Source organism: Atopobiaceae bacterium (genome assembly GCA_022483015.1).
Taxonomy (GTDB): domain Bacteria; phylum Actinomycetota; class Coriobacteriia; order Coriobacteriales; family Atopobiaceae; genus JALCUE01.
On the sequence record JAKVOB010000001.1, the window covers coordinates 1,825,344 to 1,847,680 of the forward strand.

Here is a 22,337-nt window from a genome sequence, read left to right on the forward strand (position 1 = left end):
TCCTTTGTGTACAACCTTTTGTGCGACCATTGTATTGTATCGGTCCATTACCATACATTGCTCTCATAACTTCCATCGCACATGGTAATTTCCATACCAAAAGAAGGAGACCGATGCATCGCGTCAAGCTCTATGAGGGTGCACAGGAGAAGAGTTATTACAAGTACTTCGACGCTCCGCTCGAGCCGATCGGCAAACAGGAGGAGTACGACCTCACCCATCTTGTGGGCGACCCGGACCGAGCCGTCGAGTTCTCCGACAGGGCGGTCATACAGACCCCCGGATATGACCCGGAGCCCGACGGTTGCTACTTTCTCGCGTCCGGCGGCCTCCTCATCACAAGCGTCGTAGAGACACCTGGCATCACCGCCGACAGCGCCAACTGGTGGTTCAGCTGGCATCAGCTGGATCCCCTGCGGTATTCCCTCTGGAACCCAGAGGACCACTATGACATCACCATCTCGGACAAGACCCGCAGGCGCATCCTCGATCAGAGCATCCCGCTCGATCGCCGGAGCTGGGGCACCAGCGACCTCGTCCTCGAGTCCATGAACGGTGAGGAGCCGAGCGAGATCGGGATCAACTTCTGCGCCCCCGGCGAGCTTGGCTTCGACCTGGCAGCCATCGGGACGGACAGCTGTATGGCCATGGTCTGCTCGAACGACCATCAGCAGATGGGACCCTTCGACGACATGCCCGTCTTCATGGCCGAGGGCCTGCGCAAGGACGGGAAGGGAAGGGTCGTCTGGGTCGCTCACTGGTGGATAGGCTGCGGCGTAGACGGTAACGGCGAGGACACGTGCGTGGAGATCCCCGACCCCATCCGTGAGAAGATGGCCCCGACTGCCGCCATGCTGCTCGTCCATAGCCGCAAGGAGATGCGCCACCTCAGCACGATCATGCCTGACCTCTATGCAGAGAACAAGGACAACTGGCTGGAATAGTACGGTTGGGTCTCGATAGGTCGCGCGCGGAGAGAGATGGGGAGGGGTACGGGCTGAGCCCGCACCCCTCCCCATTGCATGGGACCAGGTCCTACCGTCCCATGCGCGCCTAGGCGAACACCGCGCCCAGAGGCAGCACGATGTTGCCCAGGATGGCCAGCACCATGACCACCACGAACATCACCCTGCCGAAGAAACGCGCGAAGGGTTCGTCCTTTCGTCCGTGCTCGGAACGGATGTTCTCGATCTGGATGATGGCCAACGCCGCGGCGATGATGGTCATGATGCCCCAGACGTTGACGTACTCGAGGAGCCCCAGCGACAGGGCGTCAGGCACGAGGGCCGCGCCGACCATGATGTTGGACACCGTGCCGAAGAGGGCGCCGGGGATCATGCCAACGGTGTCCACGCGGTGGTTGCCGCAGATGTAGATCATGATGAGCACCCAGGCCGAAGTCCCGTACATGGCCAGGAAGCACTTGAAGTAGAGCCCATAGCCATCTCGCGTCACCATGAACGACGTCACGAACTCCGAGGTGACCGGTGCCTCGGTCACGGCCGGGTCGCCCTGCGTCGAGTTGTAGACGTGGGCGTTCTGGGCCCATGAGACGTCACGGACCGTGAAGCCGCTCACGCTGATGGAGCTGTTCACGGCAGAGTCCTCGAGGTCCGGGTCGAGGATGACGTCCTGCGCCTTGTACTCGCTCTCGAGGTAGATGTTGCACTGCTGCGACGAGAGCGGGAAGCGTGCCGTGTCGAAGTTCTTGGTGATGACCACCTTGACGCGTGCCAGCTGGTAGGTCTCGTCGCCGTTGACCTCCTCGCTCAGCACGTCGATGCTGTCGATGGTCCCCTTGAAGATGTTGAAGTGATGAACCATGTCGAGGTCAGGGCTGCCATTCCACTTGAACCAGACGAGGAACGTGGTGGTGAACTCAGAGTTCTTGAGGTCGATCGTCGAGACGTTCTCGAGATAGGTCCCCGTGAGGACGTGCGTGGCATTGCCCGAGGCTGCCAGGTCGTTGGCCGCCGAGATCTCGGACTGGGTCGACGCAGAGTCGGGATCGAAGTAGTGGGCGCGCGAGTTCTCAGCCGACATGTGCATGCTCATGCAGGCCAGCGCCATGAAGGCGACACCCACCACCGTGAAGACGATCGCCCACTTGATGGTGAGGTAGCGCTTCCACGGCTCGAGCTTGCGGAAGTCACGCACGCGCACGCGGCGGCGTTCGGCGTTCTTCTTCTTCGCATACTTATGGACGTCGATGAACGCACGGGGACCGGCCTTCGCGGCGGCGTTCGGGTCGAGGGCGACCTTCTCGTAGCGAGGGAGCGGCTTCTCCTCCCCCGCTACGGTCCCATCGGAGGTGGCGCCCCCCTTACCCGCAGGGGGTTCCGAGGTGGTGGGCTCACCCTTCGAAGCGGCGTCCTTGTCCTTCTCGGTATGACCGTCCCTGCTGGCTGCCATGGAGCGTTCCCTTCAGCTGATACCTGTCTGTTGACACGATACTAGCGAAAGTCGACCACGCACATGCACCAGGACGACGAGCGGCAGGAATCCCCGCGATGGGTCGCACGCCTCATGCGTGCTACACTAACCCCTGCGAAGTGGGCCAGACGACCGCTCCACGGGCTTGCCCGTGGTGAGGAAAGTCCGGGCTCCATAGGGCAGGATGCCGGCCAACGGCCGGGCGGGGTGACCCGACGGATAGCGCCGCAGAAAAGAAGACTCCCACCGACCCTTCGGGGCCAAGGGAAAAGCTGAAACGGTGGTGTAAGAGACCACCAGCGTCACGGCGACGTGGCGGCTTGGCAAGCCCCATCCGGAGCAAGCGCAAATAGGAGTGCCACGGGCTGGCCCGGCCTGCACTCGGGTTGCGCGCTAGAGGGCAGCGGCAACGCTGTCAGCAGATAAATGGTCGTCCAACGACAGAACCCGGCTTATCGGCCCACTTCGCGCCCTTAGGGGCACCCCTCGACGCGACCCGGGGCGTCCCTTAGCGAGACCGCCTCAGGCGTGCCACGCTCGCATCCATCCCCGCACCTGACATGATGCCCTGCTCTCCCGTACGGTTCACGGGGAGGATGATGAGGCACACGAGGAAGGGAATCGCCAGCAGCAGGCTCAGGCCATAGCGCAGGGCGAACGAGAAGGGCGACGAGACCATGAGGGAAGCCCACAGCAGGATCGAGGGCCAGTAGGGCAGCAGCCCCCGGGACAGGGTGCCCTCCTTGTTGCAGGCGAGCGTCGCGAGCACGAGCACGATGGCAAAGAGCGTTCCCGTGCAGGGACAAGTCACGAGCGGCTCCCAGAAGGCCTTGAACGACGCCGTGACCTCTGTCGGAAGCAGCGACCTTGTGCGGATGCCATACTCATCGACCTTCTGCTGGTACCACGCCCCCGTGCCCGCCTCGAAGTTGTTGACCTGCCTGAAGAAGAACGACTGCCCCGTGCTGCAGGGCGCCGTGAGGCTCCAGTTGCCGTACGACCCCGAGAGCCAGGCCCTGACGTAGATGTCGAAGTTGGCCGGGCTCGCCGTCCCGATTTCAATCCAGGTCTGGATGACCTCCGACTGGTGCTCGTTGATCCAGTCGTTGTTCATGTGGCCCTGGTACTTGATACCATCCGTGAAGGCGGGCCAATAGTCCGTCGAGAGGTAGTCGAGGCCGATGCAGCCGTTGATGACCTCCCGTTGGGCATCGGTGGTATGGCCCTCGCTGCTCGAGTAGACGGCACACATCTGCTGGAGGGGTGTGCCAAGGGCCTCCGAGGCGCGATAGTCGGCGCCCATGAGCTTGGTGAGACCCGATGGCACGAGCATGAGGACGAGGGCCAGGAGGGACGTCGTCACGATCTGCCTCATGCCGGTATGGCCGATGCTCGCAATCACGACGCCGAGCATGAGCAGCGGTGCCACGACGAGGCCGTTGTTGCGCGTGATGCCGGTGATCACGCAGAGCACGAGGTAGTAATGGCGCTCTGCCGGGTCGTAGAAGATGGCGCCGCGCCGTCGCAGGAACTGGTCGAAGAAGGGTATCCAGAGCAGCATCACGAAGTTGAAGAGGGTGTCCTTGATCGAGCAGATCGCATTGTCGGCCACCACGGGCACGAAGGCGAAGAGCAGGGCCACGATGATGACCATGGGCATCTTGGCGGCACGCCACCTGAGCCAGCAGCACATCGCGGCCACGATGGCGGCGCATGCCAGCATCTGGATGAGCGTATAGGCGGCAAACCCGATCGCACCGTCACCAAACAGGGCGATCGAACCCTTCACGAAGCCCGACAGGAGGAGGCAGTACAGCAACGGATGACCCGTCGAGGAGTAGAGCGGGTCGTTGATGATGCCGATCTGGTCGTTCATCGAGGTGCCAGGGTAGTACATGACCCAGACCGAGAACCAGGCCAGGAACACCAGGCACGTTATGCCCCAGAAGAGCCCGGCATGCCGGTGGTAGTAGTCGATCAGATGGTGCCCAGCGAGGTCGCCCGTGAGCTCGGAGGGATCCACGGACATGGCGGGGACCGATGCGTTCCGCTCGACCTCATAGCCATCAGCGAGCGACCGGGAGAAAGAGCTCGACCCGCGCCTCTGGCGGGCCGCCTGCCCCCGGGAGGCGACCAGGCGACCAAGCAGGAAGAGCACCACGAAGATGACGGCAGCAAGACCCAGCCACGGGAGGAGGTCGGCGGGTTGGAGGGCCGTGAGGAAGTTGCTCGGATAGGCATCCATATAGTCGCCGGTGTAGTCAAGGTGACCATCCAAGACGACCGACCCCGAGAGATAGGCCGCGACAAGGGCGGTGAAGATGACCACAGGCACCGAGGGACGACCCCCCAGGGCCCGGAGTGAGCGTCGTGCTTTGGTGGTGGCGTACGAGACGGTGTCCATGTGCTCCATATGGGTGAGACGAGGGACCGAGGCCCCTCGTCGAACGTAGCGTGGTTCCAGTGTAACCGCGTGGGAAGGCGTGTCCCCCCACACGACGGCATGACCACATGTCCAAAGACAAGGACGTCGAGACGAACATCTGTTCCTCTCTCTGCTATGCTGTGGGGGAACACCCGTTCGACCTAAGAGGCATCCATGGACACCCTCTCGAAGCTCGGCATCCTGGCAGAGGCAGCCAAGTACGACGCCGCCTGCACCAGCTCCGGCGTCACCCGTGAGGCCAAGCCAGGCTCGCTTGGAATCGCGTCGAATGCGGGCTGCTGCCACACGTTCACCGCAGACGGCAGATGCGTCACCCTCCTCAAGGTGCTCATGAGCAACGCCTGCAGCTATGACTGTGCCTATTGCGTCAACCGCCGGTCGAACACGGTCCCCAGGGCCACCTTCTCCCCTCGTGAGCTCGCCGAGCTCACGGTGGACTTCTACAAGCGCAACTACATCGAGGGGCTGTTCCTCTCGTCGGGCGTGCTGGGAGACGCCGACGCGACCACCGAGCGCATGGTGGCCTGCCTCAGGGTCCTGCGCCAGGAGCTCCACTTCAACGGATACATCCATGCCAAGGCGATACCGGGCACCTCGCCCGACCTCATAGACCAGCTGGGGCATCTGGCAGACCGCCTCTCCGTCAATGTCGAGCTCCCCAGTGCGACGAGCCTCTCACGCCTCTGCCCCGACAAGTCGCCCAAGGCGATCGGCGCCCCCATGGCACAGATTGCGACCAGCATCACGACCACCGCCGGCCTCGCTCGCACACATGGCAGGGCGCCCTCCCCCACTACCACGGACAGCCTTGCCCCAAGGGGCTCGTCCACACTCGCGCGCCCCCGCCGCACGGGCGGCTTCGCGCCGGCCGGGCAGGCCACGCAGCTCATCATCGGTGCCTCGCCCGAGAACGACAACCAGGTGCTCAAGCTCTCGAGCTCGCTCTATGCGCGCTATGGCCTCAAGCGCGTCTTCTATTCCGCCTACATGCCCGTGATCGACGACCCGGCGCTCCCTGCCCAGGACGTGCCCGTGCCCCTTCGTCGGGAGCACCGTCTCTACCAGGCTGACTGGCTCATGCGCTTCTATGACTTCTCGGCAGACGAGCTCGTGGGCCCAGACACCCCCTGGCTCGACCTCGACGTCGACCCGAAGCTTGCCTGGGCGCTCACGCACATGGACCTCTTCCCCATAGAGGTCAACGATGCCCCGCTCGCGTCGCTCCTTCGCGTGCCGGGCATCGGTCCGAAGGGCGCCCGCAGGATCGTCTCGGCGCGCAGGGGGTCACCCCTCGGGTTCGAGGACCTCAGGCGCCTCCGCGTCACGCTCAAGCGGGCCAGGCACTTCCTCACGTGCTCGGGCGTACGTGACCCCACGAGCCCGCTGGACGCCGAGCTCATTCGTCAGAGGGTGATAAGCGATGCGCGGAACAGCAGGTACAACAAGGCCCAACGTCAGGAGGGGCTGCAGCTCTCCCTCTTCTGAGCTGCTCGGACCATCCACATCGGCCCGAGTGGCACCTCGGGACGTCTCCCCCATGCCTTCGGCTTCCGAACGTCAGCTCCTCGCCCTGATCACCCGCGGGATGGGAGACGGCGGCGTGCTCCTCGCTTGCGATGCCACCCTCGAGGGGGTCCTCACCGCCACCGGGATGGGATACCTCGCGCATGCCGACCCATCCACGCTACGCCTTGCACCGCACGAGGGAGCACAGCCCCGCCTCGGCGAGGCGCTCGTCGACGTCGAGACCGACTACGAGCTCGCCTCGCGGGTCTGGAGGGGGTTCCAGGCACATGTGTCGCGCGGGTGTCGACGCCCCTCCTCGCAGGCGGCATGTCCCGAAGGGTGTGCCGGTGGGTGTGGCCGTCATGCGGCGCTCATGGCGGCGAGTGACGACCCGGCGATGCCGGAGATTCTCCACCGCTACCTCAGGGCCGGCTTCGACCTGGGGGCAGCCCTCCGCCTCCATGCGGCGGACCCCGATGTGGCGCAGGCACTCGATCTCGCACGGTCCGTCTCGGCGGAATGTGAGCGCATGAGGCAGTTCGCGCGCTTCTCGCACATGGCGGATGGCCTCTTCCTCGCGACCATCCGTCCCGCGGCAGACGTCCTACCCTTCGTCGCAAGCTACTTCACGGCACGGCTCGGCACCGAGCGGTTCTGCGTGATCGACCCAGGCCATCGCGTCGCCGCGCTCCACGAGGCAGGCGGCATGACCACGCTCGTGGCGCTGAGGCCGTCAGATGCCGAGGAGCTCGCATCGCGCGATGACCTCGCCTCGGACGAGCACTACGTGCGCGCCATGTGGAAGCGGCTCTACGACGGCCTCGCACTTCCTGGACGAGACCGGACCCACCGGGGCTATGACCTGCGCCAGCAGTACCTGCCGCAGCGCCTCTGGACGCTACTGCCAGAGCTCGACCCGAGGAACGACCGCCCAGGTCCCTATGTCCCAGCCCGCTACGCGGGAGGTGCCCGTCAGGAGGCCTCCCACCCTTCGGAGACCTTGCCCCCTGACACATGACGCGCCTTGTCAGAGGAGGCATATGAAAACGTCGGGGCCCCACAAAAGTGAGGCCCCGACGATCATCACAGTTAAATGGCCACCTAAGGACAGACGCTAGTCGAGGTCGTCGATGCCAAGCCCGTCCCCGGCAGGAGCCTGGATGGGAGCCTGGCTCACGGGAGCCGCGTAGGCCTGGGCCATGGTCTGGGACGTACCGGCGATGTCGTGATGCGTGCCCGTCGAGCCCGTGGGCGTGGACGAGAGGATCTGGTTGGGGAACGCCGCCTCGGCATCGTCCATGAAGTGCTGGAGCAGGCCCTTGTACTCGGTGCGGAAGTCCTCGCGGGACTGCTTGAGACGGTCGATCTCGTCGAGCTCGTTCTGCTTCTCGGCCAGGGCCTGACGGATGACCTCGCGAGCCTTCTGGTCAGCCTCCTCGCGGATGTGGTCGGAGCTCTCCTTGGCCTCGGCGACGATGCGGTCGGCGCTCTGCTGGGCCACGATGAGAGCCTGGGAGATCTGGTGCTCGGACGCGCTGGAGACACCGGACATCGGCTCGGCGACCGGCGCGATGGTGGTACCGCTGGTGGATGAGGCGTTGCTGGCAAGCTCCTGCTGGAGCGAGGTGACCTGCGCCTGCGCGGCAGCAAGCTGTGACTCCGAGGTCGTGAGGCGACCCTTGAGGTCGGCAATCTTCTGAAGCATCCCGTCGACCTCGCCGGCGCACTGCTCGAGGAAGGAATCGACCTCCTCGGTGTCATAGCCATGCTTGGAGGGAGAGAAGGTGAGCTGTTCGATGTCTGCGGGTGTGATTGCCATCTGTATCCCTTTCATCGGTGGGCGTACCGGCGTGCCGGGGACCCTGCCACGTTATACGTGCTTATAGAAGTATAGACACAAGAAGGCCCCTGGCACAGTCGAGTAAGAATATCGCCACAACCGGAGAGAGGTCGATGCCGCCCAGAGGCGGGATGAACCGTTGGAAGATGTGCATGAACGGGCCTACGATCCGGTCGATCACCTGTCGCACGTCCGTGATGAGGCTCCCGGACCCCATGGGGAACCAGGACAGGACGCACCACACCACCACGAGTATCTCGTAGAAGCGGATGAGGGCGTTCACGACGGTGGCGATGCTTGCCATGTCTCTCCAGATGGTAGGCGTTGACTGATAGAGGTCTCACAAGGGCAGGTGAGGGACTTGGACGGCTGTGCACTCAGTCGCCGGCGAGCTCCCTCGTCCTGGCGAGTGCCGCATCGATCGCATCGTAGGAGGCTTGCATGACGGCAGGCTCGAGCTTGGTGAGGGCAGCCGCGGTGGTGCCACCGGGGCTCGTGACCCCCTCCAGGTAACAGCGAGGATGGTCCCCGGAGGCGAGCAGGGACTCGGCCGTGCCAGCCATCGTGGCCTCGAGCATCTCGCGAGCAGCCGCCGCAGGGAGCCCGGCCCTGATGCCAGCCCGCGTGAGGGTGTCCACCAGGAGCGCGAAGTACGCTGGCGCGCAGCCCACCACGGCCCCCTCGGCATCGAGCTGGTCCTCGCGCATCACATGGGCGGAACCTAGGGCCGAGAAGAGCGTGGTCACAAGCTCGACATCCGCTGACGTGGCACGTGAGCCAGCCGTGATCGCCGAGGCGCCAGAGCGGACGGACACCGGCAGGTTCGGCATGACACGGACCACACGCGAGTCAGGAAGGGCGGTCTCGAGCGTGGCAAGGCTCACGCCTGCCGCGATCGAGACCACGAGACGGTCGTGGCAGCAGCTTGCAAGCGAGGCTATTGCACCATTGAGCACCTGAGGCTTAACGGCAAGCAGAATGACGTCTGGCGCCGCCGCAACCAATGCCGCCGCATCGGGACATGCGACGACCCCGTGCTCGTCCGCAAGCGCCTGGAGCGTGTCGTGGTGATGGTCGCACACGAAGACGGAGGGACCCGAGCAGGTGCCTGACGAGACGAGCCCTCGGGCGATGGAGGCACCCATCGAACCGGCGCCCATGATACCGACAGTGGCTGAGATCATCCGTCTACCTCCCGAGGGTGCCGTCTTGGGCAAGCTTGTCGAGGTCGGCCTGAGAGAGCGTGATTCCTGCGGGGAGCACCACGAAGACGCGGTCTCCGAGCTCTTGGACCGACCCGTCTATGCCGCACGAGAAGCCGAGGCAGAAGTCGAGCACCCGCGTGGCGACCTCTATCTGGAGGCCCTTGAACGAGAGCACGACGGGTTGGTTGGTACGGACGCGCCGCACCACGGTCTGCACGTCGTCATAGGCCGTCGGCGCGAGGACATAGGGCGGGAGCTGGCCCGAGGGAACGCGGACCGGCTGCTGCGGGGCGACCGAGGGGTCGGCATACCCGCGCGCGTCGGGGGCATCGTCATAGTCGCGCTCCGACGGGAGCGTCTGCCACGAGGTCGTGGTCGCCGCAGGGGCCGAGTAGGAAGGTGCCCCTGTGACGGGTCGGCCGCTCCTCGTGTAGACCGAGACGCTGTCGGCCTCGGGGCGTGAGGTGTTGCCGAGCACGCCATCATTGCTGGCCTGGCCATAGGCACCGCCCGAGGGGTCTTGGTCGTCGTAGTACTGGTCATAGCCGTCCTGGGCATCGTCATAGTAGCCGTCATCGTCTGACCCGGAACGGAGCTTGTCACGAAGGTTGTTGAGGAAACCCATGTCATGCCCTCTCATGGATGCGCCACCTTGCTGTGGACGCCTTAGCGATCTGCATCGAACGTATAGTCCTCGGAGAATACTACCCTACCTAGCCTAACGAGGGTTGAACCCTCCTCGATGGCAATCTGGAAATCATCACTCATTCCGCAGGAGAGCACGGGAAGCGCGAGCCCACTGCGGCCTCTCAGGTCCTCGACGAGGCCACGGAGGCCCGAGAAGGTACGACGGGCCTCGTCGGGCTCGTCCCTCGGCGCCATGGTCATGAGTCCCTGAAGGGAGAGGCCCGGAAGCGCAAGGACCTCATCGAGTGATGCGACCGCCTGGTCACACGACATCCCAGACTTGGACTCCTCCCCGCTCACATTGATCTCGAGCAGGATGGGCTCGACGAGGCCGTGGGCGACCGCACGCTTCGAGACCGCCTGCGCGAGATGGAGCGACGAGACTGAGTGGATGAGGCCCACGTGACCGAGCACCTGGTTGATCTTGTTGGTCTGGAGGTTGCCGATCATGTCGAACCTCACGGGCTGGGCCTCGGGAACGGAGGCGAGCCCTGCAAGCTTCCGGGTGAGCTCCTGCGGGCGGTTCTCGCCGAAGGTGTCATAGCCGACGTGGACCGCATCGACCACGGCAGGTACGTCGACCGTCTTCGAGACGGCCTCCACGAGCACGTCGCCCGTCGCACGTCCCGAACGGCGCGCGGCTCCTGCGACCCGCTCCATGATCCGCGCGCGCCTCTCCCCTAGGAATGCCTCGTATGCAGACTCACTCTGCTCCGCCATCCGACACGGCCCCCTCATCCTTGCTCTCCACTATGTGCGCAGTCCCTTTCGTAGCCGCCTCGTCCGGAGGCGGTACCGCCGCGGCGGCATCGCCGGCTTCGGCCGGCACGGCCGGCGGCTGGGGCTCCTCGACCCTGAGGACCCTGCTAGGACGCCCTGGATGAAGGGACGTGATGCTCACCTCGGGAATCTGGCGAGCGAGGTCCGCATCCGTGTCGATGTCGAAGGAGAGGCCCTCGCCACGCGCCACGTACAGGGCCTTGAGCTGGTCCTCGGAGAGTGCCGCAAGGTCGACCAGCGCCTGCCTGCGACCCGTCAGAAGGAAGACCAGACGACTCCCGATCTCGAGCGAGTTGTCACAGATGCGCTCGAGGAGGCGCGCGACAACCATGATGCGCATGACGGCGTCCCTGTCGGTGTCTTGGGGAAGCTGGACGAACGAGCGGAAGAACTGCTTGTAGATGGTCTCGACAGGCGCCGCAAGGGCAGGAAGGGACGCGGCAAGGCCAAGGTCGGACTCGACGATGGCCTCGGCGGTGGTCCCGAGGACGCGGTACACCAGGTGCGCCTCGCTGGCCAGCAGGTCGAGCAGCTGGCCTGGGACCTCATGACCATGGCAGCGCTTGACGGTCTTGGCGATCTCGCGGGCATGCTTCGACATGCGGGCGAGGTTGAAGTCGCTATAGATGATGAACTGCAGCAGCCTCAGGTCGCTCGCGACGGGCTGCTGGAGCACGATCAGGTTATAGGCCTGGTCCTCGAGGTCGGCACAGCGCGCGTCGATGCCCTTCGTGGCCTTCTTCGTGCGCTTGGCCAAGGCCTTGTCGTCCTGGATGAGGGCGTCGACGGAACCGTGGATCTCGAGGTCGACGTCGGCGAGGATGCTCACGAGCTCCTGACGGAGCGCCGAGAGCTGACGGTTGAACTGCTCACGCATGGATGCCTCCTTCTTCCTGTTCGATCAGCCGAAGCGGCCGGTGATGTAGTCCTCCGTGCGCTTGTCACGAGGGGACGAGAAGATCTCCTTGGTGGCACCATACTCGATGAGGCTGGCGGGCTCCCCCGCCTGCTCCTGCAGGAAGAATGCCATGTAGTCGGAGACACGGCCGGCCTGCTGCATGTTGTGCGTCACGATAATGATGGTCATCTCGGGAGCGAGCTCGACCATGAGGTCCTCGACCTTCTGGACGCTCGTGGGGTCGATGGCGCTGCAAGGCTCGTCCATGAGGAGCACGTCCGGCTGGACGGCCAGGACACGCGCGATGCAGAGGCGCTGCTGCTGTCCGCCCGAGAGCGCGAGGCCGTTCTTGTCGAGCTGGCTCGAGACCTCACGCCAGAGGTTTGCCCGCTTGAGCGACTCCTCCACGATGCCGTCGAGGTCCGACTTTGAGGTCACCCCCTGGAGGCGCGGCCCGAACGCGACGTTCTCGTAGATGGACTTGGGGAACGGGTTGGGTTGCTGGAAGATCATGCCGATGCGCCGCCTGAGGTCGACAGGGTCGACCCCCTCCGCATAGATGTCGGCACCGTCAAGCTCCATGGTGCCCGTGCAGCGCGTGCCCTCGATGAGGTCGTTCATCCGGTTGAGACACCGCAGGAAGGTGGACTTCCCGCAGCCCGAGGGGCCTATGAACGAGGTGACCTTACAGGGGGCGATGTCCATCCCGACGCCCGCGAGCGCGTGGAAGTCGCCATACCAGAAGTCGAAGTCGGCGACATGGATGCCGCTTCCCTCGACGTGCGGAGCGTGTCGGTACTCGGTCATGCGACTACTTCCTTCCAGACTTGGACGCACTCTTGCGCGAGAGGTAGCGGGCGAAGAGGTTGAATGCCAGGATCATGACCATGAGCAGGAGCGCCGTGCCATAGGCGGCGTTCATGTTGATGCCGTCGTTGGCGAGCAGGTACAGGTGGATGGTCATGGGCCGGCCAGAGTCGAGCGGCGAGACGGGCAGGTTGATGGCCTGGCCCATGGTATAGAGCACCACGGCCGTCTCGCCGATGGCGCGCCCGATGCCGAGGACGATGCCCGTGGCGATGCGTGGGAAGGCCGACGGCAGCACGATCCTGCTCACGACCTGCCACTTGGTGGCACCCAGGCCATAGGCGCCCCAGCGGATGTAGCGCGGGACCGCCCGGATGGCCTCCTCCGTGGTGCGCATGACGATGGGGAGCATCATGAGGGCCAGCGCCAGCGCAGCCGAGATCATCGAGAGTCCCAAGCCCATGGCCTCGACGAACATCGCATAGCCGAAGAGCCCCAGCACGATCGAGGGCACCGACGAGAGCGTGTCGGCGGCATACCTGATGAACGTGACGAGACGGCCCTGCTTGGCATATTCGGCGAGGTAGACCGCCGCAAGCACGGCGATGGGCGTGCAGATGACCATGGCGAGCGCCGTCACGTAGAGGGTCGAGACGATGGTAGGCCAGATGCCGCCCTCGGCGTTGACGCCCTCGGGCCACCCGAAGATGAAGTCGAGCGACATGACCGGCAGGCCGTTCACCGTGACGAAGGCGATGATGAGGACCAGGACGGCCGTTGCAAGCCCTGCCGCCACACGGAAGACCCAGAGCATGGTCTTGTTGGTCGCATCCTTGGACACCCTGGGGTTGGCGCCATGCGCGAGCAGGCGCTTGATTCGTACCGCTGACGGCTCGGCGTCCTTCTCGATGGGGACGGCTTGCGCCGGAGCCATGGGAACGGCGCCTGCCGGGGTGGCCGCCGGCGCGGCGACCTGGACCTTGCGGGAACGCTTGGGCCTGCCGTCCTTCGCGGACCGGTCTCGGGATATGAGGCGGACGATGCCCACGAGGCAGGCCGAGATGACGAAGAGCACGACGCCCATGCCGAACAGGGCGCTTCGATGCAGGCCGCTCGCATAGCCCATGTCGAGCGCGATCTGGCTCGTGAGGGTCGAGAGTGGGCTCGTGATGGAATCAGGGAGGACGGGGGCGTTGCCCACGACCATGAGCACGGCCATGGTCTCACCGATGGCACGCCCCATGCCGAGCACCACGGCGTTCACGATGCCGTTCTTCGCCGCGGGCAGGACGACCTTGTAGATGGTCTGCCACTTGGTGGCGCCCATCGAGTAGCTCGCCTCGCGGATGCCCATGGGAACCGAGCGCAGCGCATCCATGGTGAGCGTCGTGATGGTAGGCACGATCATGATGGCGAGCACGAGCCAGGCCGTGAGCGCACCGAAGCCCAACCCTCCGGAGAGCTGGGCGATGAGCGGGCGCAGCATGACCATGCCGAAGAAGCCATAGATGACCGACGGGATGCCGGCAAGCAGGTCCACGGCCGTGGACACGATGCCCGTGACGCGCTTGTTCGCGATCTCGGTCAGGTAGACCGCACAGCCTATGGCCAGGGGCACGCCAAGCGCGAGGGCGCCCACCGTGACGAGGCCCGAGCCGGCGAGCAGGCTCATGATGCCGTAGCTGCCCTCGGAAGGGGCCCACACGAAGCCGAAGAAGTTCGAGAGCCCGATGTCCGTGAAGACAGGCCAGCTCTTCCAGGTGGTGAAGACGAAGATCAGGCACACGCCGACCACGGCCACGCAGGCACAGGCGAGGAACAGGTACTGGAGCGAGCGCTCCTTCACGTAGGTCGCGTGGCTGACGAGCTTGAGCTCATGGGACGTCGCGGAGAGGGCACTACCCTTGTTGGGTTCGATGTCCTCGAGATGGGGTGGCTTCTTGAGGTTATGGACCGGCTGGTCCTGCTCGCTCACGAGGCGTCACCTCCCTGGGATGAGGTCTGGTCAAGGTCCGTATAGGCGGGGATGTAGCCGGCATCACGGATCGTCTGGGCCATGTCATCGGAGAGGACGTACTGGATGTAGTCGTACGCCTCGCCGGTGGGGTCACCGTTGGTGAAGAAGTAGAGTTCGCGAGAGATGGGGTAGGCGCCGCTCTCGACGTTGGCCTCGGTGGCGTCCACGCCGTCGATGGGGACGGACCTCACCTGGGTGGTGGCGTTGGCCGACTCGACGAACCCGATGGAGATGTAGCCGATGGCCCCGGGCGTGCGGCTCACGACGTCACGGACCTGCCCCGTGCCGGGAAGCACCGCTGCGGAGCGGTCGAAGGACGTGTCCCCCATCACGATGGAGCGGAAGGCCTCGCGCGTCCCCGATGCCTCGTCGCGGTTGACGACCTGGATGGCCAGGTCCTCCCCGCCGACTTCCTTCCAGTTGGTGATCTGCCCCGAGTAGATGGCACGGAGCTGGTCCATGGTGAGACCCGCAACGCCATTGGACTCGTTCACGATGACGGCGATGCCGTCATGGGCGATGACCGTCGAGACGAGGTCATGCGAGCGCTCGTCGTCGGTGAGGTCACGGCTCGAGCTGGCGATGTCGGCCGTGCCGTTGATGACCGCCTCGATGCCGGCGGAGGACCCGAGCCCACTCACCAGCACATGGCAGCCGGTCTTGGTCTCGAACGACTCGGCCGCCTGCTCGGCGATGGGAAGGACCGTGGTGGATCCGGCGACGGTGAGTTGACCGGAGGTATCGCCCGAGCTCGAACCCGACGAGCATCCCGCGAGGGGCAGCAAGGCGAGGACGGCGAGAAGGACGAGCGCTACGGCAGATATGCTATGGCGCCGTGACGACCGCATGTCCCTCCCTCAGCCCGGTACGAATAGAAGCGGTCCGTGTTGGAGGCCGTCGACAGCTCCGGGTCCACGATCGACCCGGCAGGGACCCCCTCGTCCTCCAAGGTGCGGCGGATGGCATACGACAGGTCGAGCATCCGCGAGCGCCGGACAACCATGTTACCAAACTCGCTGGAGAACGTGGCCGCAAGCTCCGGCGAGACCTCATAGTCGCCGACCGTGATGTGAGGCCCAACGTAGGCGGTCACGTCCCGGGCAGCGCACCCCGCAGCGGAGGCGAGCGCGGCGGTCGCCTTGCCGCAGATGCGTGCGAGCGTGCCCCGCCAGCCCGAATGGACGACGGCGAAAGCGGACGGTGCCACGAGGACCACGGGCACGCAGTCAGCGAACTGCAGCATGACCGGGACATGCGGGACGGTGCACACGATGGCATCGGCACCGGCCGAGGCGGCGGAACACGCCTGGGCGACCTGCTCTGGTGCCTGGTCGTCCACCGTCACGATGACGTCCCCGTGCACCTGGTGCGGCATCACGAGAGCGTCCGCGTCGTCCCGGGCGCCGATCGCACCAAGCACACGCCTGCGGTTCTCGCTGACACATGGGAGGTCGTCCCCGCAGGAGGCACCTATGTTGAGACTCGCAAAGGGACCCTGCGAGACGCCACCGGTACGCTCGGTGAAGCCGAACGTGACCCCGCCAGGACGACCCGTGTCGCCCAGCAGGGTCACGCCTGAAGAGACATACCGGACAAGGGCCGGCCGCGCCATTAGATGCGGCTGTTCTTGAGGAAGTCGGGGATATCGAAGTCCTTGGAGGCCGAACGGGGTGCCGGCGCGGGAGCGGTGGCCTGCGACGGGGCCTGCTGACGGGCGGGAAGCTGCGAGCGCGACGGTGCCTGCGGGCGCTCGGCAGCCACGTGAGCATGGGGTGCTGACGCTGCAGGGGCGCCGAACGAAGGGAGCGGCGTCTGCACGTTCGCGTCGTCGAAGCCCGTGGCGATGACCGTCACGCGGACCTGGTCGCCCAGCGACTCGTCGACGACGGTGCCGAAGATGATGTTGGCCTCAGGGTCGACGTTGGATGCCACGAGGTCTGCGGCATCGTTGATCTCCTGGATGCCGAGGTCCTTGTTGCCGGCGATGGAGAGGAGCACACGCGTGGCACCATCGATGGAGCTCTCGAGCAGACGGCTCGAGATGGCCTCCTGCGCGGCATCTGCCGCACGGTTGTCCCCAGATGCGACGCCAATGCCCATCATGGCCGTACCTGCGCCCTTCATGATGGTGCACACGTCCGCGAAGTCGAGGTTGATGAGACCTGGGACGGTGATGAGGTCGGTGATGCCCTGGGTGCCCTGGCACAGCACGTCGTCGGCCATGCGGAAGGCCTCGAGCATCGTCGTCTTCTTCTCGGACAGGTCGAGCAGGCGGTCGTTAGGGATGACGATGAGCGTGTCGACGTTGTCGGAGAGGTTCTGGACGCCCTCTGCGGCGCTCGTGGAGCGCTTGCGGCCCTCGAAGGTGAAAGGGCTTCGTGACGACGGCGACCGTCAGGGCCTTGATGTCGTTCTTGGCGATGTCGGCCACGATGGGGGCAGCGCCCGTACCGGTGCCACCGCCCTCGCCTGCGGTGATGAAGACCATGTCGGCACCAGCGATGGCAGCCTTGATCTCGTCGCGGCTCTCCTCCGCGGCCTCGGCACCGACCTCAGGGTTGGCACCCGCGCCGAGCCCCTTGGTGATGTCGGTTCCGATATGAACCTTGATGTCTGCGTCAGAGATGGCAAGAGCCTGCGCGTCGGTGTTGATGGCCACGAACTCGACACCACGGATGCCCTCCTCGATCATGCGGTTGACGGCATTGGTACCGCCACCGCCCACACCGATGACCTTGATGACGGCGAGGTAGTTGCTCGGGATGTCGATGTCCTTCATGGTTCCTCCTAGCGTGCGGCTCCACGCGTGGGCGTGGACGTTTAGGGCCCTCGGGGGGCGTTTGTGATGCACGTGCGTCTGCTGCGATCTTATGTTGCGATACTTGAAAACCCTAACCCTCAGGTAAACCCTAATGTCTGAGGCAAAGCGCGTAATAATTGCACAAACACGGACCCTTCGTCAATAGCTATGTAGACTCCGTGGATTCTGCTGGTAATTTGACGTATGACCCACATCACAAAAGGCTCGACCTCAACACGATACTAAAGGTTTTCACCCATATGAAATGACCCTCAAGTTCGCTTCCGGAAGCCTCAGTCAGTCAGTGCCGTCGGCATCCGTCGTGGTGGCTGCCACGGCCGCACTCGTGGTGGCCGCCGTCGTGGAGGGGTCCGTAGTTGCGGCCTCACCCGTCGTGGCAGACGACACGACTCCCGAACCCTGCTGGACCGAGTCGCTCGAGACCTTGCGATAGCTCGGCTGCGAAGGCACGCGGACGTTGATGTAGGTGACCTGCCCGTCATAGTCAGAGAGGATCTTGGAAGCGACGGACTCCTTGGTCGAGATGTTCGTCGGGGCGCCAAGCGATATCTCGACACCCGAGTCGAGGATGCAAGAAATCGCCTGGGTGCTCGCCGCCGAATAGGAACAGACCTGGCTCGAGAACGATGAGGAGAAGGTCTTCTGGTACGAGAGGACGGCCTCTATCTCATCGTCGGTGGCCTGCGACCCTGCGGCGGGGGCCACGCTCGCCGGCACATCCTTGATGAGCAGGCAGCCCAGCTCCATCGCCTTGGCGAGCGCCACATCGGTACTGGATGACGAGTCGGTCGAGCTGATGCTGAGGGGCTCGATCCAGGTGCCGTCATCGGAGAGGTACCATGCGACGTCCCCCGAGGCCATGACGACGATGGCCTCGACGTCATGCTCGTTGACCTCGAGCTTTAAGGAATCGGGAAACTCCCTGGTCACGCTCACCGACTTGACCCAGGGATTCTTCTTTACGTTGGACTCTATGGCATCGGTGTCCACCCCGAGCAGGGTGGTCCCCTCGCCGACGTTGGCCAGCTTGGCGATCGCCTCGGCACTCAGGTGCTCCGTGGAGTCCGTGTCGATATGGCTGATCGTGAATGCCGGGGTGAGCGAGAGGACGAACACGACGACGAGGGCAACGAGTGCTGCGGCACCGACGGCCCCCAACACGACCAGCGTGCGTCGTGGGGCCGTGCGCGCGCCCGGACGGGAGCTCTCGCCGAGCTGGGGCACACCGTCACCAGCAGACTTGGGACGCCAGGTCCCGGCCTGATGGCTCGACTGCCTTGTCTGAGACGACCTGCCATCCGTCCGGGTACGTCCCCGCGAGGATGAGGGCTCCCGAGACGTGGGTCTACGAGAGTCCGAGGGTCTTGACCTCTGGTTGGAGGTCGACATCATATGCGTCCCTTACCTTGTCGTGCATGGCCTTCATGAGCGAACGGACATCGTCTGCGGTCGCTCCACCATTGTTGACGATGAAGTTGGGGTACGCAGGGGAGACCTGTGCCGCCCCCACAGAATACCCCGCAACACCACATTCCTCGAGCATCTTCGAAGCCGAGCCATCCCCCGGGTCACGGAAGGTCTCGCCCGCACAGGGCCTGCCCATGGGCTGGGTACGGCCCCTCCTGTGGAGCATGCGGTTGGCCTCGGCGGCTATTCCCTCCTTGTCCCCATGGCGGAGGGACAAGGTGACCTCGAGCAGGACCTCGCTCGAGGGGAGCGAGGTCTGACGATAGCCCCATTCGATGTCGCTCCCCTTGTATCGGTGCATGCCCTCCCCCGGTCTCAGCACGACCGCATCATGCACCAGCGCTCCGATCCAATGGTGCCGCGTGCCCGCATCGGTGCTGACGGCCCCGCCAAGCGTGCCGGGTATGCCTGCCAGGATCTCGAGCCCGGAGAGCTCGTGCGACAACGAGAAGGTCAGGGTCTTCGAGACCATCGCGGCGGTACCGACCGTCAGGAAGACGTCATCCGAGACGCCCATGCGCCTGAACTCCCTGCCAAGCACGATGACGCACCCAGGGTAGCCACGATCCGAGGCGAGGATGTCGGTCCCCTTGCCGAGGACGACCCAGTCGACGTCCTCGCTCGCGAGCACGTCCACACAACGGGAGAGCGCCCCATACGTATGACACACGCAGGTGAGGGCGGCCGGACCACCTATACGCAGCGATGTGCGCCTCGAGAGGGCCTCGTCGAGCGAGAGGTCGGCATCGATGGTCCCCGACAGCGCGAGGTATGCGTTATAGACGCTCAAGGACGCCTACTCCGCGCTGTCCGAGCCAGCGGCCTCGTCTGCCTCGTGCCTGGCCTCGATGAAATCGGGGCCCATGACCGTCACGTCACCAGCGCCCATGGTGACGAGAAGGTCACCGGGACGGAGGTCTGAGACGAGCCTCTGGATGAGCTTATGCCTGTTGGGGGCATAGCTCACCTGCGGCCCCTGGTCAGAGGTCTCCACCTCGTTCGCGACCGTCTTGCCCGAGATGCCGGGGATGGGCATCTCCCCCGCCGAGAACACGTCCATGACATAGAGCACGTCAGCGTCATCGAAGGCATGCGCGAAGAGCGGTGCCAGCGACTGCGTGCGGCTGTAGCGATGCGGCTGGAAGACCACGACGATACGATCGAACTCGAGCGAGTGTGCCGCCGCCAAGGTGGCGGCCACCTCGGTGGGATGATGTCCATAGTCATCCACGACCGTGATGCCGTCTATGTCGCCCACGTGCGTGAAGCGGCGGCGGACACCGGAGAACGACGAGAGGGCCGTGGCTGCCTTGGACGTGTCGAGGCCGAGGACGTCGGCCACGGCAAGCGCCGCCGTGGCATTGAGCATGTTGTGGATGCCAGGGTTCGCATGGATCGTGACCTGCTCCTCGACGCCGCTCGGCAGGCGCACGGCGAGATGGCTCTCGAGGGCGTGATGGGTGTCCGCAGGCCTGCAGACGTAGTCGCAGCCCTCGTCGATCCCATATGTCACGACATGACGGCCACAGGAGCGGGCAAGCTCTGCCACGTGCGGGTTCTGGGCACATACGACGACCGTGCCATCCTCCCCGACCGATGCCATGAACTCGCAGAAGGTCTTCTCGAGGTTCTCGAGCGTACCGTAGTGGTCTAGATGGTCGGCCTCGATGTTGGTCACGACGACGATGTCGGGGTCGAGGAACAGGAAGGACCCGTCGGACTCGTCGGCCTCGGCCACGAACAGGTCACCCGAGCCGTTCCTGCCATTGGTGCCATAGCCCTCCACGATGCCACCGATGAGGAACGACGGGTCGAGCCCCAACGAGTCGAGCATCGTGGCGACCATGGACGAGGTCGTCGTCTTGCCATGCGTGCCGGCGACCGCCACCGTGGTGCGCCCGACCGAGAGCGCCGAGAGCATCTTGGCCCGAGGCCAGACGTCGATGCCCAGATCACGAGCGCGGATCAGCTCGGGGTTGGTGTCGGGGATGGCCGTGGACGTCACCACCACGTCAGGCGAGACCTCATCGATCGTGGAAGGCTCCTGGCCCACGTGCACCTCGATGCCGGCGTCCTCGAGCTCCCTGACATAGCGGGAGGTCTTGAGGTCGCTCCCGGTCACCGTGCAGCCGCGCTCATGGAGCACGAGCGCGATCCCGCTCATCCCGGCTCCCCCGATGCCGATGAAGTGGGCACGCGAGAAGGGCAGGTCGTTCGTACGGTCAGGCATAGGAAGGCTCCTCAAGGTATGCGTGTCATGCACGCTCATGGTCGGTACTACTTTACCTCAGGTCCGTGGCACGCGCGTGCGCGCGCGACCGCCTCCGTCTGGTCTGCAAGGGACGAGGCGGCCTTGTCCTGGGCGAGGCCATGGGCATCGAGGCGCATGCGGGCGCGACGGTCCGGGTCGTCCAGGAGGGAGAGGAGCTGCTCCGAGAAGGCCTTGGAATCGAGGTCCTTGTCGGGCACGAGCTCGGCGGCACCGGCGTCGACGAGCAGATGCGCGTTCGTCGTCTGGTGGTCGGCGGTTGCGGCAGGATAGGGTACGAGGACGCTCGGCACGGTGGAGGCCGCGATCTCGGCGACCGAGCTCGCACCGGCGCGCGAGAGGACGAGGTCGGCAGCTGCCAGCATGTCCCCCATGTCATCGATGTAAGGCATGACATGGTAGCGGGATGTCTCGTCATCATTCAGGTCGAGGTCGGCGACCACGGAGTCGTACTCCCCCTTGCCCGTGGAATGGACCACGACGACACCGGGGCGGCTCAGCAGCTCATGGCTCAGGGAGCATACCGCCTGGTTGAGATGGCGGGCACCGAGGCTGCCGCCGAACACCAGCAGCACCGTGGCATCGTCAGAGACCCCGAGGGCCTCGCGCCCGCGCCCACGGCTCCCCTCGATGACGCTGCGCCGGACTGGGTTGCCCGTGACGACGACCTCGGCCTCGGGTCGCTTGACCTGGTCGAACACGGCAGCGGCGGCAGGGAACGCCACGCAGACACGGTCGACCTCTCGGCCGAGCGTCTTGTTGGCGAGACCCGGGACGGAGTTCTGCTCGTGGATGAGGGTCGGCACCCCCTTGGCATGGCACCACCGGAGCAGGGGAAGCTCGACATAGGCACCGAAGCCGATGGCGACGTCGGGCATGGGACCGCCGGAGAACCTCCTGCCCAGCTCGCCCTCGGCAGAGCGCATGCGCACGAGCGCCGAGACGAGCGTCCAGGGGCGCGACCGGTCGAATCCCGAGACGTCGAGCGCCACGAAGTCGAAGCCGGCCTGGGGCACGAGCGTCGCCTCGAGCCGGTCGGGCTCGCCATAGAAGGTGACATGATGCCCGCGGGCGGAGAGCTCGTCGGCAAGGGCGAGGGCGGGATTGATGTGACCCGCCGTCCCTCCGGCCGCTATGGCGACGTCAAGTGCCTCTGGCATG

Annotated in this window: 19 protein-coding genes, 1 other RNA gene and 1 pseudogene; 4 read left to right on the forward strand and 17 right to left on the reverse strand. The window is 65.0% G+C overall.

What is annotated here, in order from left to right; all coding sequences use genetic code 11:
• Positions 1–113: 113 nt before the first annotated feature.
• Positions 114–944 (forward strand): hypothetical protein, encoded by an 831-nt coding sequence (locus tag LKE50_07805; protein ID MCH3968495.1) that lies wholly within the window; start codon positions 114–116, stop codon positions 942–944.
• Between the two features lie 109 nt (positions 945–1,053).
• Here LKE50_07805 and LKE50_07810 read toward each other — a convergent pair whose 3' ends face one another.
• On the reverse strand, positions 1,054–2,412 hold the full coding sequence (locus tag LKE50_07810; protein MCH3968496.1) for a hypothetical protein: 1,359 nt from the start codon (positions 2,410–2,412) through the stop codon (positions 1,054–1,056).
• Positions 2,413–2,549: 137 nt separating this feature from the next.
• Between LKE50_07810 and rnpB the strand changes: the two genes are divergently transcribed.
• Positions 2,550–2,904: RNase P RNA component class A (gene rnpB, locus LKE50_07815), an RNA gene on the forward strand.
• Positions 2,905–2,941: 37 nt separating this feature from the next.
• Here the strand turns inward: rnpB and LKE50_07820 are convergent.
• Positions 2,942–4,837: a DUF6020 family protein gene (locus LKE50_07820; GenBank protein MCH3968497.1), complete on the reverse strand. Its 1,896-nt coding sequence runs from the start codon at positions 4,835–4,837 to the stop codon at positions 2,942–2,944.
• Positions 4,838–5,032: 195 nt separating this feature from the next.
• Here LKE50_07820 and LKE50_07825 point away from each other — a divergent pair, with 195 nt between their 5' ends.
• Complete coding sequence (locus LKE50_07825; protein MCH3968498.1) at positions 5,033–6,364, forward strand: putative DNA modification/repair radical SAM protein; 1,332 nt, start codon at positions 5,033–5,035, stop codon at positions 6,362–6,364.
• Between the two features lie 52 nt (positions 6,365–6,416).
• Positions 6,417–7,403, forward strand: coding sequence for a TIGR03915 family putative DNA repair protein (locus LKE50_07830; protein MCH3968499.1), 987 nt, complete (start codon positions 6,417–6,419; stop codon positions 7,401–7,403).
• A gap of 96 nt (positions 7,404–7,499) precedes the next feature.
• Here LKE50_07830 and LKE50_07835 read toward each other — a convergent pair whose 3' ends face one another.
• The 15 genes and pseudogenes from LKE50_07835 to LKE50_07905 all read right to left on the reverse strand — a co-directional run bounded on the left by LKE50_07835 (position 7,500) and on the right by LKE50_07905 (position 22,336).
• Positions 7,500–8,204, reverse strand: coding sequence for a DivIVA domain-containing protein (locus LKE50_07835; protein MCH3968500.1), 705 nt, complete (start codon positions 8,202–8,204; stop codon positions 7,500–7,502).
• A gap of 61 nt (positions 8,205–8,265) precedes the next feature.
• Positions 8,266–8,529, reverse strand: coding sequence for a YggT family protein (locus LKE50_07840; protein ID MCH3968501.1), 264 nt, complete (start codon positions 8,527–8,529; stop codon positions 8,266–8,268).
• A 73-nt stretch (positions 8,530–8,602) separates the two neighbouring features.
• On the reverse strand, positions 8,603–9,409 hold the full coding sequence (gene proC / locus LKE50_07845; GenBank protein MCH3968502.1) for a pyrroline-5-carboxylate reductase: 807 nt from the start codon (positions 9,407–9,409) through the stop codon (positions 8,603–8,605).
• A gap of 4 nt (positions 9,410–9,413) precedes the next feature.
• Positions 9,414–10,055: a cell division protein SepF gene (locus tag LKE50_07850; GenBank protein MCH3968503.1), complete on the reverse strand. Its 642-nt coding sequence runs from the start codon at positions 10,053–10,055 to the stop codon at positions 9,414–9,416.
• Between the two features lie 41 nt (positions 10,056–10,096).
• The gene (locus tag LKE50_07855; protein ID MCH3968504.1) at positions 10,097–10,837 is read right to left on the reverse strand and encodes a YggS family pyridoxal phosphate-dependent enzyme; all 741 of its coding nucleotides are present in this window, start codon (positions 10,835–10,837) and stop codon (positions 10,097–10,099) included.
• The gene (locus LKE50_07860; GenBank protein MCH3968505.1) at positions 10,821–11,774 is read right to left on the reverse strand and encodes a phosphate uptake regulator PhoU; all 954 of its coding nucleotides are present in this window, start codon (positions 11,772–11,774) and stop codon (positions 10,821–10,823) included. Before LKE50_07860 ends, LKE50_07855 begins: the two co-directional genes overlap by 17 nt.
• Positions 11,775–11,798: 24 nt before the next feature.
• Entirely contained in the window at positions 11,799–12,602 is an 804-nt protein-coding gene (gene pstB / locus LKE50_07865; GenBank protein MCH3968506.1) for a phosphate ABC transporter ATP-binding protein PstB, read from the reverse strand.
• Positions 12,603–12,606: 4 nt separating this feature from the next.
• The gene (gene pstC, locus LKE50_07870) at positions 12,607–14,577 is read right to left on the reverse strand and encodes a phosphate ABC transporter permease subunit PstC (protein MCH3968507.1); all 1,971 of its coding nucleotides are present in this window, start codon (positions 14,575–14,577) and stop codon (positions 12,607–12,609) included.
• Entirely contained in the window at positions 14,574–15,467 is an 894-nt protein-coding gene (locus LKE50_07875) for a phosphate ABC transporter substrate-binding protein (GenBank protein ID MCH3968508.1), read from the reverse strand. The genes pstC and LKE50_07875 overlap by 4 nt, the downstream gene beginning before the upstream one ends.
• Positions 15,431–16,231: a polyphenol oxidase family protein gene (locus LKE50_07880; GenBank protein MCH3968509.1), complete on the reverse strand. Its 801-nt coding sequence runs from the start codon at positions 16,229–16,231 to the stop codon at positions 15,431–15,433. The genes LKE50_07875 and LKE50_07880 overlap by 37 nt, the downstream gene beginning before the upstream one ends.
• Positions 16,231–17,398, reverse strand: a pseudogene (gene ftsZ, locus LKE50_07885) (cell division protein FtsZ). Before ftsZ ends, LKE50_07880 begins: the two are co-directional and overlap by 1 nt.
• Positions 17,399–17,716: 318 nt before the next feature.
• On the reverse strand, positions 17,717–18,664 hold the full coding sequence (locus LKE50_07890; protein MCH3968510.1) for an FtsQ-type POTRA domain-containing protein: 948 nt from the start codon (positions 18,662–18,664) through the stop codon (positions 17,717–17,719).
• 121 nt (positions 18,665–18,785) lie between these two features.
• Positions 18,786–19,697: a UDP-N-acetylmuramate dehydrogenase gene (murB, locus tag LKE50_07895; GenBank protein ID MCH3968511.1), complete on the reverse strand. Its 912-nt coding sequence runs from the start codon at positions 19,695–19,697 to the stop codon at positions 18,786–18,788.
• 6 nt (positions 19,698–19,703) lie between these two features.
• Positions 19,704–21,137: a UDP-N-acetylmuramate--L-alanine ligase gene (gene murC, locus LKE50_07900; protein ID MCH3968512.1), complete on the reverse strand. Its 1,434-nt coding sequence runs from the start codon at positions 21,135–21,137 to the stop codon at positions 19,704–19,706.
• A 47-nt stretch (positions 21,138–21,184) separates the two neighbouring features.
• Positions 21,185–22,336: a UDP-N-acetylglucosamine--N-acetylmuramyl-(pentapeptide) pyrophosphoryl-undecaprenol N-acetylglucosamine transferase gene (locus tag LKE50_07905; GenBank protein MCH3968513.1), complete on the reverse strand. Its 1,152-nt coding sequence runs from the start codon at positions 22,334–22,336 to the stop codon at positions 21,185–21,187.
• Position 22,337 lies beyond the last annotated feature (1 nt).

Bases quoted from the DNA above. Each gene is read 5' to 3' on its own strand.
- LKE50_07805 (MCH3968495.1), top strand. From the start codon at position 114: ATGCATCGCGTCAAGCTCTATGAGGGTGCACAGGAGAAGAGTTATTAC.
- LKE50_07810 (MCH3968496.1), bottom strand. From the start codon at position 2,412: ATGGCAGCCAGCAGGGACGGTCATACCGAGAAGGACAAGGACGCCGCT.
- LKE50_07820 (MCH3968497.1), bottom strand. From the start codon at position 4,837: ATGGACACCGTCTCGTACGCCACCACCAAAGCACGACGCTCACTCCGG.
- LKE50_07825 (MCH3968498.1), top strand. From the start codon at position 5,033: ATGGACACCCTCTCGAAGCTCGGCATCCTGGCAGAGGCAGCCAAGTAC.
- LKE50_07830 (MCH3968499.1), top strand. From the start codon at position 6,417: ATGCCTTCGGCTTCCGAACGTCAGCTCCTCGCCCTGATCACCCGCGGG.
- LKE50_07835 (MCH3968500.1), bottom strand. From the start codon at position 8,204: ATGGCAATCACACCCGCAGACATCGAACAGCTCACCTTCTCTCCCTCC.
- LKE50_07840 (MCH3968501.1), bottom strand. From the start codon at position 8,529: ATGGCAAGCATCGCCACCGTCGTGAACGCCCTCATCCGCTTCTACGAG.
- proC (MCH3968502.1), bottom strand. From the start codon at position 9,409: ATGATCTCAGCCACTGTCGGTATCATGGGCGCCGGTTCGATGGGTGCC.
- LKE50_07850 (MCH3968503.1), bottom strand. From the start codon at position 10,055: ATGGGTTTCCTCAACAACCTTCGTGACAAGCTCCGTTCCGGGTCAGAC.
- LKE50_07855 (MCH3968504.1), bottom strand. From the start codon at position 10,837: ATGGCGGAGCAGAGTGAGTCTGCATACGAGGCATTCCTAGGGGAGAGG.
- LKE50_07860 (MCH3968505.1), bottom strand. From the start codon at position 11,774: ATGCGTGAGCAGTTCAACCGTCAGCTCTCGGCGCTCCGTCAGGAGCTC.
- pstB (MCH3968506.1), bottom strand. From the start codon at position 12,602: ATGACCGAGTACCGACACGCTCCGCACGTCGAGGGAAGCGGCATCCAT.
- LKE50_07875 (MCH3968508.1), bottom strand. From the start codon at position 15,467: ATGCGGTCGTCACGGCGCCATAGCATATCTGCCGTAGCGCTCGTCCTT.
- LKE50_07880 (MCH3968509.1), bottom strand. From the start codon at position 16,231: ATGGCGCGGCCGGCCCTTGTCCGGTATGTCTCTTCAGGCGTGACCCTG.
- murC (MCH3968512.1), bottom strand. From the start codon at position 21,137: ATGCCTGACCGTACGAACGACCTGCCCTTCTCGCGTGCCCACTTCATC.
- LKE50_07905 (MCH3968513.1), bottom strand. From the start codon at position 22,336: ATGCCAGAGGCACTTGACGTCGCCATAGCGGCCGGAGGGACGGCGGGT.